Raw genomic sequence first — 13,212 nt, forward strand, 5'->3', positions numbered from 1 at the left:
ATGAGCAAGCAGCAACCCCTGCGGATCGCCCTGGCCGGTGGTGGCGCGTTCGGCGCCAAGCACGCCGCGGCCCTGCGCCGGATCGAGGGCGTGGAGGTGGCCGCCGCGGTCTCCTCCTCGTTGGACAGCGCCCGGAAGTTCGCCGCCGAGCAGGGCATCGCCCGGGCTGCGGGCAGCCTGGAGGAGGTGCTGGCGATGGACGACGTGGACGCGGTGGTCCTGGCCACCCCGACGCCGCTGCACGCCGCGCAGACGCGGGCCTGCCTGGCGGCGGGCAAGCACGTGCAGGTGGAGATCCCGGTCGCGTCCTCGCTGCCGGACGCCGAGGCGTGCGTCGCGGCGGCCGAACGCACCGGCCTGGTCGCGATGGCCGGGCACACCCGGCGCTTCAACCCGAGCCACCAGTGGGTGCGCCGGCGAATCACGGCGGGCGAGTACGCCATCCAGCAGATGGACGTACAGACCTACTTCTTCCGCCGCACCAACCTCAACGCGCTGGGCCAGAAGCGCAGTTGGACCGACCACCTGCTGTGGCACCACGCCGCGCACACCGTCGACCTGTTCGCGTACCAGACCGGCTCGCCGATCGTCCGGGCCAACGCGGTGCAGGGACCGATCCACCCGGAGCTCGGCATCGCGATGGACATGTCGATCCAGTTGCAGGCGGCGAGCGGCGCGATCTGCACCCTCTCGCTCTCCTTCAACAACGACGGCCCGCTGGGCACCTTCTTCCGCTACATCGGCGACACCGGCACCTACCTGGCTCGCTACGATGACCTGATGACCGGAGAAGAGGAACCGATCGACGTCAGCGGCATCGACGTCTCACTGGACGGCATCGAACTGCAGGACCGCGAGTTCGTGGCCGCGATCCGCGAGGGCCGCGAGCCGAACGCCTCGCTGGCCCAGGTGCTGCCCTGCTACCGCACCCTGGCCGACCTGGAACGGCAGCTCGCCACCCCGGTGGGCGCATGAGCACCCTCCGCAGGATCGGGCCGTTCGAGGTCCCGGCCGTCGGCCTCGGCTGCATGAACCTCAGCCACGCCTACGGCACCGCGCCCTCCCCCGAGGACGGCGCCAAGCTGCTGCTCGCCGCCCTGGACGCGGGCGTCACGCTGTTCGACACGGCCGCGCTGTACGGCTTCGGCGCCAACGAGGAGCTGGTCGGCCGGGTGCTGGGCCCGCACCGCGAGCAGATCGTGCTGGCCTCCAAGTGCGGCATGACGGGCGTGGACGGACGGCGCGTCATCGACGGCCGCCCGGAGACCATCCGGCGCACCGCGGAGCAGTCGCTGGCCCGGCTCGGCACCGACGTCATCGACCTGTACTACCTGCACCGGCTCGACCCGGCCGTCCCGGTCGAGGAGAGCGTCGGCGCGCTGGCCGAGCTGGTCGCGGCGGGCAAGGTCCGCGAGATCGGCCTGTCCGAGGTGTCGGCGGCCACCCTGCGCCGGGCGCACGCGGTGCACCCGGTCGCGGCGCTGCAGAACGAGTACAGCCTGTGGACCCGCAACCCGGAGCGCGGCACCCTGGAGGCGACCCGCGAACTGGGCGTCGCCCTGGTCGCGTTCAGCCCCGTCGCGCGCGGCTTCCTGACCGACGCCCCGCCGCGGATGGCCGACCTGCCGCCCGGTGACATCCGGCACGCCATGCCGCGCTTCACCGACGCCCACTACCCGGCGAACCTGGCGCTGCGCGAGCGGCTCGCCGCGCTGGCCGCGGAGGCGGGCCTGACGGTGGCCCAGCTGGCCCTGGCCTGGGTGCTCTCCCGGGGCGAGCACGTGGTCGCCATCCCCGGCACCCGCTCGGTGGACCACCTGCGCGAGGACGTCGCCGTCCTCGGCCTGGACGTCCCCGCCGAGGTGCTGGCCGCGGCCGGCCGGGTGCTCTCCGACGGGACGGTGCACGGCTCGCGCTACCCGGAGGCGATGCTGCCGGAGATCGACACCGAACGCTGCGGCGCGGCGGGCTGACGGCCGCTCACCCCGCCCCGGTGGGGGTGCTACCCGTCGGTGGGCAGCACCGCCACCGAGGCGGAGGTGGTGCGCAGGCGCACCCGGTGCTCGGCGTCCGGCTGCGCGGGCAGGGCGATCCGGACGTCGGCGGAGACCTGGTCGGAGTCGAACGCGTAGCCGCCGTCCCGCTCCGGCAGCCGCAGCGCCACCGAGGCGGAGGTGGACTCCACGCTCAGCTCGCCGGGCGGGGCGGCGAAGCCCAGGTCGGCGCTGCCGGAGCGGATCGACACCGTCGCGTGCGACGGGCGCAGACCGACGGCGGTGCAGCGGATCGAGGCCAGCGACAGCGCCAGGTCGCCGCGCAGGTCGGTCAGCGCGATCTCCCCGGACTCCTGGCGGACCGTCAGCGCGGTGTCCGCCGGGACGGTCAGCCGCAGCCGACCGGCGCACCGGTCGAACGCCCCGCTGTCCGCGGCGGCGCACCGCACCGGCACGGCGCCGTCGCTCCCGGCCGGGCCCAGCCCGACCCGTCCGGGGCGCTCCGACCCCTCGGGCAGGTACTCGGCGGTGGCGGCGGACCCGCGGGCGGCGACCACCTCGACCCGGCCCGACACCCCGTCCAGCAGCAGCGCCCGCGGACTGCCCGGCAGCGCCTGCGGCCCCTCTCCGCCGCCCGCCCCGTCCCCGTCGGCCAGGGCCACCGCGCCCGCCCCGACCAGTACCAGCACGGCCGCCAGCGCGCCCCACTGCCAGGCCCGCCGCCGGTCTCCCGCCCGCGGCGCCACCACCGGCTGCGGCGGGACCGGGGGCGGTGGTGGCGCCGAGGGCTGCGGTGGCACCGAGGGCTGCGGTGGCACCGACGGGGTCGGCGGGACCGGCGGATGCGGCTGCGGCTGCGGATTCCGGTTCGGCTTCGGCGGGGTGCGCTCATCCATGTCCGGCCGTGTGCCCGCTCCCGGCCGCCGCATTCCCGGCCGGTGCCGCGTCCGCGCCCGCGCCCGGGGCCTGCACGGCGACCGGCGAGGAGGCGCCGGGGACGCGCAGGACGGGGGCACCGGTGCCGTCGGCGGGGACGGTCCAGACGTCGGTGCTGCGGCCGTTGCCGCCCGGGAGGGCGTAGCCGAGGGTGGCGCCGTCCAGCCAGGCGGCCTGGTCGTCGACGCTGCGGGTCTCGGCGAGGGGGTGCTCGCGCAGGCCGTCGAGGTCGAGGACGTACAGCCGCCAGGGGGCGGCGGGATCGTCGGAGACCTTCTTCTTGAAGGCGATCCGGGTGCCGTCCGGGGAGAGCGAGGGGCATTCGACGTTCTCCCGCAGGGTGCGGGCGGACCAGGCGGCGAGGTCGCCCTCGACCAGGTGGGTGCGGCCGCCGGTGGAGACGGTGGCGTAGAAGCGGTTGTCGTCGGCGGCGAAGCTGACGCCCCAGTAGTTGACGTCGGCGGCGTGGTGGCGGACGCCGTCCACGGTCAGCGGGATGTCCTCGATCGACTTGATCAGATAGCCCGAGCGGAGGTCGAGGACGGAGGTGCGGGTGGAGAAGCCGCTGACGGCGTAGGAGTCGCCGACGGCGAAGGCCGTCCAGGAGAGCAGGTTGCCGGAGGCGGAGACCCGGGCCCGGTTGGGGACGCCGGGCACGGTGATGCTCTGCAGCCGGGTGAACGCGCGGTCGTAGACGACGGCTTCGGTGCGGGCGGGGGTGCCGGGCAGGGCGCGCAGGCACAGCGAGCGCTCGCCGCCGGCGTGGAAGCGCTCGCAGGAGGGGCCGCCGACCGGGCCGGACTCGCGGGCGACCCGTCCCGTGGCGGCGTCCCGGTAGTAGAGGCCGGGCCGGTCCAGGGTGAAGGAGGCGTCGGCGGCGACGGCCCGGTGCGCGCCGCCGCGGCCGCGGGCGTGCAGCACGTAGCCGAGCGAGCCGCCGAGCAGGGCGAGCACGGCGACGCCGAGCACCAGCAGGCGCCACACCGGGGGCCTGCGCTCCTGCTCCGCGTCCTGCGGCGCCGCTCCGGGCAGGTCGAGCGCGGTCATGCGGGTCCCCCTTCGGGCAGGATGCGGCGGGCCGCCACCAGGGCGGCGGTCAGGGCGAGCGCGGCGGCGGCCAGGGCGGGCCCGCTGCCCCACCAGGTCCAGGCCGCCCCGAAGGCGGCGGCGCCGACCAGGCGGGCCAGGGCCTGGCCGGTCTGGACGACGGCGAGTCCGCCGGCCCGGCCGCTCGCGGGCAGGGCGGGGCCGGCCAGCGCCATCAGGACGCCGTCGGTGCTCGCGTAGAAGACCCCGAGCAGGACGAGCACCAGGACGAGGGTGGCCGGGCCGGCCGGGACGAGCAGCAGCAGGTACCCGGCCAGCAGGGCGAGGTGCCCGACCAGGAACGGGGTGCGGCGGCCGGTGCGGTCGGCGAGCCGCCCGGCGGGGACGGCGAGCAGCAGGTAGCAGGCGGCGGCGCCGAGCGGCAGCAGCGGGAAGGCCTCGGCCGGCAGGTGGAGGAGGCGCTGCAGCAGCAGGTAGAGGAAGGAGTCGCCGACGGTGGCGGCGCCGAGCAGCGCGGCGGCGCCGGTGATCCGCCGCAGCGCGGGGTCGCGCAGCAGTTGTCGGACCGTCGGCCGGTCGGGGCGGGGGGCGGCGCGGGGCTTCGGCGACTTCGGCGTCTTCGGTACCGCCGCTGCGGCTGCGCCGTCGCGGACGAACAGGGCGAGCACCAGGACGCCGAGCAGTCCGGTGGCGAAGGAGACCACGAAGACGGCGTCGTACGCGTCGGCGGTGGCCCGGAGCACGGCGAAGGCGGCCAGCGGGCCGAGCAGGGCGCCGGTGGTGTCCATGGCGCGGTGCACGCCGAAGGCGCGGCCGAGGTCGGCGGGGGGCGTGCTGAGCGAGATCAGCGCGTCCCGGGGGGCGGTGCGGACGCCCTTGCCGAGGCGGTCGGCGGCGAGGGCGGCGGCGATGCCGCCGGCGGCGCCGCCGGCCAGCAGCAGGCCGAGCCGGGAGAGCGCGGAGAGCAGGTAGCCGGCTCCGGCGACGTTCCTGTGCCGGCCGCCGCCGCGGTCGGCGAGCCGTCCGCCGAGCAGCCGGACGAGTGCGGTGGCGCCGTTGAACAGGCCGTCGAGGAAGCCGAACTGGAGGGGTGACAGGCCGAGGCCGAGCACCAGGTAGAGCGGCAGCACGGCGGTGACCATCTCCGAGGAGACGTCGGTGACCAGGCTGACCGCCCCGAGCGCGAGGACGGTGCCGGGGACGCGCCCGCCCGTCCCGGCGGGGCGGGCGGGCGCGTCCGTGCGGCGGCCGGTGGTGGCCAGGTACATCATCAGTGGCAGCTGTAGGCGGGGCTGGTGTCCTTGACCTGTCCGTCGGTGCCGACGTAGGTCCAGCGGTAGCCGCTGTCCGTGAAGTCGAGCTTCAGGACGCCGTAGTCGCCGCTGATCCGCTTCTGGCTGTTGGGCTGGACCTGCTCGATCGGGTAGGGCTCGGCGCCGCCGGTGCCGCCGACGATCTCGACCAGGCCGTCGGGGGTGGCCCTGCCGTCCGGGTCCTGCGGGGCGAAGCGCTCGTAGTGGTGGTCGTGGCCGTTGAGGACCAGGTCGGCCCCGGCCGCGTAGAGGATCTTCCAGACCGGCTTGGAGACCGGGTCGTTGCCGTGGCCGCCGGAGGAGTAGAGCGGGTGGTGCCAGTAGGCGGCGATGCACTTCTTGCCGTTGGCGGCGAGGTCGGCCTTCAGCCAGTCGATCTGGGCGCTCTGGTCGAAGGAGTTGGAGTCGAGCGCGATGAAGTGCCAGTTGCCCTGGTCGTAGCTGTAGTAGCTCTTGCCCTGGGGGTAGGCGACCGCGCCGAAGTAGGACTTGTACCCGGCCAGCGACCCGGCCGGGTCGTAGGTCTCGTGGTTGCCGGGGACGGGGCGGGTCTTGGCCTTGAAGGCGCCCCAGGTCTTGTCGTAGTAGTTCTTGAAGTCCGCCAGGCGGGCGTCGTCGTACTGGCTGTCGCCCATGGTGATGTAGAAGGCGGGGTCGATCCGCTGGGCGAGCGCGGCGGTCTTCGGGTGGGCGCAGCCGCTGTCGGCGGCGGTGCACTGGGCGGCGATGTCGCCGGCCGCGACCACGGTGAACGCGCCGGTGGTGGGCGGCGTGCTGGACGAGGGGCTGGGCGACGGGCTGGGGGTGGTGGCGCCGGTCGTCCCGTAGACCTCCATCTCGTACAGCGAGTACCCGTAGGAGGTGCCGCGGGCGGTGCCGTACATCCGGACGTAGCGTCCCTTCCCGGACAGGCCGGTGAACTCGTCGGTGCCGCCGTCACCGGCCTTCTCGGTGGTGAGGGCGGTCCAGGTGGTGCCGTCGGCGGAGGTCTCCAGCCGGTAGGCCTTGGCGTAGGCGGCCTCCCAGCTGAGCTTGATCCGGGTGATGGTGGCGGTGGCGCCGAGGTCGACCTGCAGCCACTGCGGGTCCTTGCCCTCGGCGCTGGCCCACCGGGTGCTGCCGCTGCCGTCGAAGGCCTTTCCGGCGGCGTAGGAGGAGCCTTCGGTGGAGGAGGCGGTGGCCGCCCTGCCCTTGGAGAGCAGCGGGTCGGCCGCCGCTCCGGCCCGCTCGGACCAGCCGAGCAGCAGTCCGCCGAGGAGGGCGAGCGAGACGGCGCAGCCGCCGATCCTGGCCCGCCGGGCCGTGATTGCCTGGTGCATCTGGACTCCCTGACCTGGAGGGGAGAGCTGAGGGTGGGCGCACGCCGTGGAGGGGCCGACGCCGCGCCGCTGCCAGCGAGAGTAATAGAAAGTAAAGTTTCCTTCCAGTGGTAGCGACGATCGAACTTCCGTGCGCGCCAATGCCGTTCAGCCTTCACGTCGACGCTCCGTCAGGTTCACCCGGCGGACGGCCGCCGCGGCGGCGAGGGTGCCCGCGGCGAGGGCGGGCCAGAGGGCGAGCGGGGCCAGGGCGGTCATGACGGCCGGGGAGAGCGCCAGGCCCAGGCCGGTGGAGAACTGCAGGCGGGACAGCGCCCGGCCGAGCCCGCCGGGCGGGGCGAGGGCGGCGACCAGGGGCGTGGCGCTGCCCGCGTGGAGGATCTCGCCGAGGGTGCACGGGACGGTCACCAGGGCCACCGCGAGCGGGCCGAGCGCCGTGGCGGGCAGGAGGGCGAGGTAGCTCGCGGCGAGCACCGCCCCCGCCCGCGCCAGCACCCCGGCCCGCGGCCAGCGGGCCGCCGCCCACGCGGTGACCGGCACCTGGAGGGTGACCACCAGCACGGTGTTGGCGACGAACACCGCGGCGGGCCAGGCCGGGGAGGCGTGCAGGACCGTCACCAGCACCAGCGGCACCGCGACTTCGGGCACGTTGAGGCAGAACACGTACACCACGTTGGCCAGCAGCACCGCCCGCAGCCGCCGCGTCCCGCCGTCCTCCGGCCCGGCCCCGGGGACGCGCTCCGTCCGCCCGGCGCTGACCCGCACCGAGCGGGCCAGCGCGGCGGCGGCCAGGAAGCCCGCGCCGGAGACCGCGGCCAGGGCCCGCAGGGCGGGGGCGCCGCCGGTCAGGCAGCCGGTGGCGAGCAGCGCGCCGAGGCCGAGCCCGGCGTTGCGGACGGCGCGGGCGGCGGCGAGCGCGGTGTCGCGCAGGCCGGTCCCGGCGACGGTGGTGACCAGGGCGGCGTGCGCGGCGGGCCAGGCCTGGTTGCCGATGCCGAGGAACAGCGCGGCCAGCGCGAACAGGGCGACGCTCCCGGCGGGCGCGGCCAGCAGCGCGGCCACGCCCGCGACCCGCACCAGCATCGCCGCGGCGACGGCGGTGCTGCGGGCGCCCCGGTCCAGCCAGCGGCCGAGCGGCGGCATGCAGGCCAGGCCCGCGACGATCCCGCCGGTCATCGCCAGGCCGGTGGCGGCCGGGTCCAGGTGCAGCACGGAGATGCCGTACAGCAGCAGGAACGGGCGCAGCAGGCCCGAGCCGAGGGCGTCCACGAGCAGGGCGGTGGCGTAGCGCGGGCCGCCGCCCGCCCGCACGAGCCGACGGAGCGTCGGGCGGGGCGGCGCGGCGGCGGGGGCGACGACGGCGGGAGTGGCGGCGGTGGGGGTGGTGGTCATGGCGCCACGGTGCGGGCGGGGCGGCGGGGCGGTCACGTCGGTTGACGCCTTCCGTCAACCGGCGCCGGGGCCCCGCCCGTGAGCAGCGAGAATACCGGGGTGACCCTGCGCATCGACCTCGCCGGGACGCCGCCGGAGCGGATCCGGTTCGGCGTCTCCCCGCTCGCCGAACTCACCGCGATGCTGCACGTGCTGGCCTCGCCGGAGCACCATCCGCAGCTCGCCGGGTGGGCGGCGGGCGTGTGGGCGGGGCTGCGGCCGGAGCTGGCCGAGCGGCTGCGCGAGGCGGAGTTCCTGTGGCGCTCCTCCCGGGCGGACTTCCTCGTCCCGGCCCGGCCGCGGGCCACCCTGGAGGCCGAGCTGGACGAGGTGGACGCGCTCGGCGACGAGCGGTACGCGCACGCGGCGCTGGTGACCACCTGCGGCTCCAACCGGCGGACCTTCGCCGACCGCTCCCCGCTGCACGACCCGGCGGCCCGGGCCGCCGCGCTGGAGCGGGCGCAGGCCCGCGGGCCCGTCCAGGAGGCGTTCGCGGAACGGCTGCTGTCCGATCCGGCGGCCGTCCGGGCCCGGGTGCGGGAGACCCTGGAGCGGTGCGCGGAGGCGTTCTTCGACGCACAGTGGCCGACGCTGGCCGCCCGCCTGGGCCGGGACGTGCGGGACAAGACCGAGCTGAGCCGCCGCCAGGGCCTGGCCGCGGCGCTGGCCGGGGTGTCGGCGGCGGTCGCCGTCACGCCGGACGGCGGCTCGCTGGTGCTGGACAAGCTGCAGGACTCCACCGCGCAGGCGGGCCCGGCGGGGGTGACCTTCCTGCCGAGCGTGTTCGGCCACCCGCACCTGGTCGTGGTGCACGCCCCGGGCTGGCAGCCGGTGGTGCAGTACCCGGCGGCGGGCGGGGAGCGGACGGCGACCGTCCCGCTGGAGGCCGTCAGCCTGCGCCTGGAGGCGCTGTCCCACCCCGTGCGGCTGCGCCTGGTCCGCACCCTGGCGCGCGGGCCGCACACCACCGGCGAGCTGGCCCGGGCCTGGGACCTCACCGCACCGGAGGTCTCCCGGCACCTCGCCGTGCTGCGCCGGGCGGGCCTGCTGACCGCCCACCGCCGGGGACGGCACGTGCACCACGCCCTGGACCTGGCTGCCACCGGCACGCTCGGCACCGACCTGCTGGCCGCCGTGCTGCGCTGACGGCTCCTGGCTGACAGCTCCTAGTCGGGGGCGAAGGCGGTGAAGAGGGCGCAGCCGGCCAGGACGACCAGCAGGACGAGGGCGGTCGTACGGTCCGGGGCGTCGGGGCGGGGGCCCAGGCGGGTGTCGACCACGCCGCGCGGGTCCCGGGTGGCCTGGAGGCGGTCGCCGAGCGCGGGGTGGGCGTCCTCGGTCTGGACCTGGTGGGCCACGGAGCCGTCGACGAAGGCGAGCGCCCCGCCGCCCGCGCCCCACAGTGCCTTCTCCACGGTCCCACCCCCGCCCGTCCCGTACCCTGCGGAGGGTTCGCCGACTCCCTTCACCGGCAGCGTTCCTGACGGGTGGTCAGGTCGTGGCGGCGATCAGCGCGAGGACCCCGGCGCGGGCGACGGCGGTGGCCGCGGTCTCGCCGGTCACCGGGCGGCGTCCAGGCGGCAGCGGCGCTGGAAGGCCAGGGCGAGGGCCATCAGCGCGGCGGGCAGCAGGGTGAACCCGGCCAGCAGCGCGGTCAGGGCGCCGTCGCTCTGGACGACGTGCTCGCCCGCGGTGCTGGAGGCGAAGCCGCCGAGGGCGAGGACGGCCGAGTACAGGTAGGGGCCGACGGCGGTGCCGGTGGCCTCGGTGGCGGTCCACACGCCGGTGTAGGCGCCCGCTTCGGCGGTGTCGGCGGCGGCGACGGCGTCCGGGAGCATCGAGAACGCGAAGAGCTGGAGCCAGGCGAAGGCGGTGCCCATGGCCATCACGACGACTGCGGTGGCGGCGGTCCGCGCTCCCCCGTCGAGCAGGGCGGCGGCGGGCAGCAGGAGCACCGAGCCGGTGGCGAAGAGGCCCTGGGAGATCAGCAGTCCGCGCTGCTTGCCGTGGCCCGGCCGCCGGGACCAGGCCGTCCAGGCGGGGCCGGAGAGCACGGCGGGGGCGAGGAAGAGGCCCATGAACAGGGCGGTCAGGGCGCTGCGGTGGAAGACGTGTTCGGTGACGTAGGGCAGGGCGGCCAGGAACAGGTGGGTGGTGGTGCCGGTGAACAGGTAGGACAGCACCAGGGGGCGGAAGTCGCGGTCGCGCAGGGCGGTGCGCAGGTCGGCGCGGGCGGAGTGCCCGGCCCGTCCCTCGGGCGTCTCGAACCCGCACTCCTCGGTCAGTCGGCGCACGCCGCGCAGGGCGACGGCGGCGGAGGCGGCCATGGCGACGGCCAGCAGCAGGGCCGTCCGGGTGTAGTCGGCGCGGGTGCCGCCGGAGGTGAGCGCGGGTGCGGCGACTCCGGCGGCGAGCAGGCCGAGGGTCAGCAGCGCCATCCGGAACATGAAGACCCGGGTGCGTTCGTGGTAGCCGATCCGCAGGTCGGAGGGGGTGGTCAGGTAGGGCACCTGGAAGGCGGCGAACAGCAGGTTGCCGACCGTGAACCAGCCGCCGACCCAGAGCGCGGCGCCCGCGCCGTCCAGCGCGGCGGGGACGCTGAACATCGCGGTCATCGCGGCGCCCAGCAGCAGTCCGCCGCGCATCATCCGCCGCCGGTGGCCGTCGCGGCGGGCCTGCCGGTCGGAGCGGGAGCCGAGCAGGGGGTGGACGAGGACGTCGACGGCCTTGGGCAGCAGCAGGGCCGGCCCGGCCAGGGCGGCGCTGACGCCGAGCACGTCGGTGAGGAAGTACAGCAGCAGCAGTCCGGGGACGGTGACCCACACGCCCATGCCGACCGACCCGGTGGCGTACTGGGCGAGCGCCCGGCGCCCGGCCCGGTTCTCCGTCACCGCGTCGCCCGGTGGCGGGCGACGACCCCGGCGGCGAGGGCGGCGCCGTCGAGGGCCCCGGCGGCGGCGCGGCGGCGCAGGGTGCGGGCGACGATCCGGTCGGTGAGGGCGGGCAGGTGGCGGGCGAGGAAGAACTCGACGGCGCCCTTGCGGGTGGTGGTGACGTCGCGGGGCGGGCGGGTGGCGAACGCGGCCCCGGTGATCGCGTCGAGCACGCCCTCCAGCGGCTCGTACACGCTCATCCCCTCCAGGGAGAGGCCGGCGGCCGCGGTGGAGTCGTGGATCGGGCTGCGCACCGCGGAGGGGTAGACGCAGCTGACGCCGACGTGGGTGCCGAGTTCGAGGCGCAGCGCGTCGGCGTAGGCCACCATGGCGCGCTTGGAGGCGCCGTAGGCGGCGGCGAGCGGGAGTTGCAGGACGGCCATCCGGGAGGTGACCATGACGACCCGGCCGCGGGCGGCGACCAGGGCGTCCGCGCAGGCGGCGGTGGTGCGCCAGGTGCCGAGCAGGTTGACCTCCAGTTGGCGGCGGACCTCGGCGCCGGGGGCGTGCTCGGCGGGGGCGGGGCCGCCGGTGCCCGCGTTGTTGACCAGGACGTCGAGGCCGCCGAGGGCGGCCAGCGCCTCGGCGACGGCGGCGGCGACGCTGTCGTCGTCGGTGACGTCGCAGCGCAGCACGGGGAAGGGCTCGTCGCCGCCGGGGCGCAGGTCGAGTCCGAGGACGTGCGCCCCGGCGGCGGTGAGGCGCTCGCCGAGGGCGCGTCCGATGGTGCCGGAGGCGCCGGTGACCAGCACGCGGCGGCCGCGCGGGTCCTGACGCCGGTTCAGTACGCTCACGGGGTCTTCTCCTTCTTCTGCTGCTTCTGCGCGCGGCGGGCGCCGGCCTCGAGTTCGCGGGGGACGGCGGCGACGTACCGGTCGAAGTCGATCCGCATCATCGGCCGCCGGTCGCCCCAGCGCCGGACGGCGGCGGCGTGCGCGCGGCGGACGTGGGCGCGCTGCCGCTCGGCGCTCGGGAGGGCGTAGCGTCCGGCGAGGTGGGCGGCGACCAGGCGGCCCTGGGCCTCGACGACGGGCAGCGCGGCGCCGGTGGACTGCATCAGGCCGACGAAGCTCAGCGTGGCGTCGTCGAGGTGGAACACCCTTTGGTAGAGCGGTAGTTGCTCGGGGTCGGGGCCGGTCCAGCGCTCGTCCAGGAAGGGCAGGGTGACCCGGTAGCCGGTGGCCCAGACGATGACGTCGACCTGGTCGGAGCGTCCGTCGGTGAAGTGCACCCGCCGCCCGTCGAGCCGTTCGACGCCGGGGCGGGCCTCGATCTCGCCGTGGGTGAGGCGGTGCAGGACGGTGTCGCTGATGGTGGGGTGGTCCTGGAACAGGCCCCGGTCGGGTTCGGGCAGCCCGTACCGGCCGGGGGTGCCGACGGCGAGCCGGAGCACGCCCTGCGCGACGGCCTGCCGGATCCGCCAGGGCAGCACGGCGAGCGCGCCGCCGGTGGCGTCGGCGGGGCGGCCGAACAGGTACTTGGGGACGATGTGGGTGCCGCGCCGGGCGGAGAGCAGCACCGGGCCGTCGGCGACGTGGGAGGCGTCGACGGCGACGTCCATCGCGGAGTTGCCGGTGCCGACGACCAGCACCCGCCGGCCCGCGTACGCCTCGGCGCCGCGGTGGTCGTGGGCGTGCAGCTGGGTGCCGTCGAAGCGGCCGGGGTAGCCGGGGGCGGGCCACTTCGGCTCCCGGTTGTGGCCGTTGGCGACGACCACGGCGTCGTACCGCTCGCCGTCGACCCGCCAGCCGTCGGCGCCCCGGGCGACCGTCTCGACCTCCGTCCCGAACCTGACCCGCTCGGTGACGCCGAAGTGGTCGGCGTAGTCGGCGAGGTAGCGCGCGACCCGGGCGGCGGACGGGTAGTCGGGCCACTGCGCGGGCATCGGGAAGTCGGCGAACTGGGTGCGGCCCTTGCTGGTGTTCAGGTGCAGGCTGTCGTACGCCGGGGAGCCGGCCGGGCCGTCGTCGCCCGCCCACAGGCCGCCGACGCGGGTGCCGCGTTCCAGGACGGTGACGTCCAGCCCCTGGTCGAGCAGTGCCTTGGCGGCGGCCAGTCCTGCCGCGCCCGCGCCGATCACCGCCACCCTGGTCGAGCCGGTCGAGGCCATGCCGGGTGCTCCTCTCCTGGAAAGGCGCTCATTCAATCGAATGATGGAGTCCGGCACAATGGGTGGTGACCTGGGATTTCCCTCTCCGTCATCTGATGGGGTCCGGGCTCCGGCTTCCGCTATCCTCGG

Annotated in this window: 12 protein-coding genes; 3 read left to right on the forward strand and 9 right to left on the reverse strand. The window is 76.1% G+C overall.

The features are described 5' to 3' along the window. Together ACFY00_RS16070 and ACFY00_RS16075 are read left to right on the forward strand one after the other, a co-directional pair. Positions 1 to 975: a Gfo/Idh/MocA family oxidoreductase gene (locus tag ACFY00_RS16070; RefSeq protein ID WP_388031753.1), complete on the forward strand. Its 975-nt coding sequence runs from the start codon at positions 1 to 3 to the stop codon at positions 973 to 975. After that, positions 972 to 1,973, forward strand: coding sequence for an aldo/keto reductase (locus tag ACFY00_RS16075; protein WP_388031756.1), 1,002 nt, complete (start codon positions 972 to 974; stop codon positions 1,971 to 1,973). Before ACFY00_RS16070 ends, ACFY00_RS16075 begins: the two co-directional genes overlap by 4 nt. Before the next feature lie 29 nt (positions 1,974 to 2,002). On the opposite strand, the gene ACFY00_RS16080 is transcribed toward ACFY00_RS16075, so the two are convergent. From ACFY00_RS16080 to ACFY00_RS16100, 5 genes are all read right to left on the reverse strand, one after another. Then, positions 2,003 to 2,794, reverse strand: coding sequence for a hypothetical protein (locus ACFY00_RS16080; RefSeq protein ID WP_388031759.1), 792 nt, complete (start codon positions 2,792 to 2,794; stop codon positions 2,003 to 2,005). 88 nt (positions 2,795 to 2,882) lie between these two features. After that, positions 2,883 to 3,977 carry a hypothetical protein gene (locus tag ACFY00_RS16085; RefSeq protein ID WP_388031761.1) on the reverse strand — a complete coding sequence of 365 codons (1,095 nt, stop codon included), beginning with the start codon at positions 3,975 to 3,977 and terminating at the stop codon, positions 2,883 to 2,885. Further along, positions 3,974 to 5,245 (reverse strand): MFS transporter, encoded by a 1,272-nt coding sequence (locus ACFY00_RS16090; RefSeq protein ID WP_388031935.1) that lies wholly within the window; start codon positions 5,243 to 5,245, stop codon positions 3,974 to 3,976. Before ACFY00_RS16090 ends, ACFY00_RS16085 begins: the two co-directional genes overlap by 4 nt. A gap of 2 nt (positions 5,246 to 5,247) precedes the next feature. Next, a complete protein-coding gene (locus tag ACFY00_RS16095) occupies positions 5,248 to 6,609 on the reverse strand; it encodes a discoidin domain-containing protein (RefSeq protein ID WP_388031764.1) in 1,362 nt (453 codons plus the stop codon). A 147-nt stretch (positions 6,610 to 6,756) separates the two neighbouring features. Continuing rightward, entirely contained in the window at positions 6,757 to 8,001 is a 1,245-nt protein-coding gene (locus ACFY00_RS16100; RefSeq protein WP_388031766.1) for an MFS transporter, read from the reverse strand. A gap of 99 nt (positions 8,002 to 8,100) precedes the next feature. Here ACFY00_RS16100 and ACFY00_RS16105 point away from each other — a divergent pair, with 99 nt between their 5' ends. Continuing rightward, a complete protein-coding gene (locus tag ACFY00_RS16105) occupies positions 8,101 to 9,186 on the forward strand; it encodes a DUF5937 family protein (protein ID WP_388031769.1) in 1,086 nt (361 codons plus the stop codon). 20 nt (positions 9,187 to 9,206) lie between these two features. Here the strand turns inward: ACFY00_RS16105 and ACFY00_RS16110 are convergent, their stop codons facing one another. The 4 genes from ACFY00_RS16110 to ACFY00_RS16125 all read right to left on the reverse strand — a co-directional run bounded on the left by ACFY00_RS16110 (position 9,207) and on the right by ACFY00_RS16125 (position 13,083). Then, positions 9,207 to 9,455, reverse strand: coding sequence for a hypothetical protein (locus ACFY00_RS16110; protein ID WP_388031772.1), 249 nt, complete (start codon positions 9,453 to 9,455; stop codon positions 9,207 to 9,209). Between the two features lie 144 nt (positions 9,456 to 9,599). Then, positions 9,600 to 10,931 (reverse strand): MFS transporter, encoded by a 1,332-nt coding sequence (locus tag ACFY00_RS16115; RefSeq protein ID WP_388031775.1) that lies wholly within the window; start codon positions 10,929 to 10,931, stop codon positions 9,600 to 9,602. Beyond that, positions 10,928 to 11,767 (reverse strand): SDR family NAD(P)-dependent oxidoreductase, encoded by an 840-nt coding sequence (locus ACFY00_RS16120; RefSeq protein ID WP_388031777.1) that lies wholly within the window; start codon positions 11,765 to 11,767, stop codon positions 10,928 to 10,930. The genes ACFY00_RS16115 and ACFY00_RS16120 overlap by 4 nt, the downstream gene beginning before the upstream one ends. Beyond that, positions 11,764 to 13,083, reverse strand: coding sequence for a flavin-containing monooxygenase (locus ACFY00_RS16125; RefSeq protein WP_388031780.1), 1,320 nt, complete (start codon positions 13,081 to 13,083; stop codon positions 11,764 to 11,766). Before ACFY00_RS16125 ends, ACFY00_RS16120 begins: the two co-directional genes overlap by 4 nt. Positions 13,084 to 13,212: the final 129 nt, after the last annotated feature.

Source organism: Kitasatospora sp. NPDC001540 (genome assembly GCF_042894345.1).
In the GTDB taxonomy this organism is placed as follows: domain Bacteria; phylum Actinomycetota; class Actinomycetes; order Streptomycetales; family Streptomycetaceae; genus Kitasatospora; species Kitasatospora phosalacinea_C.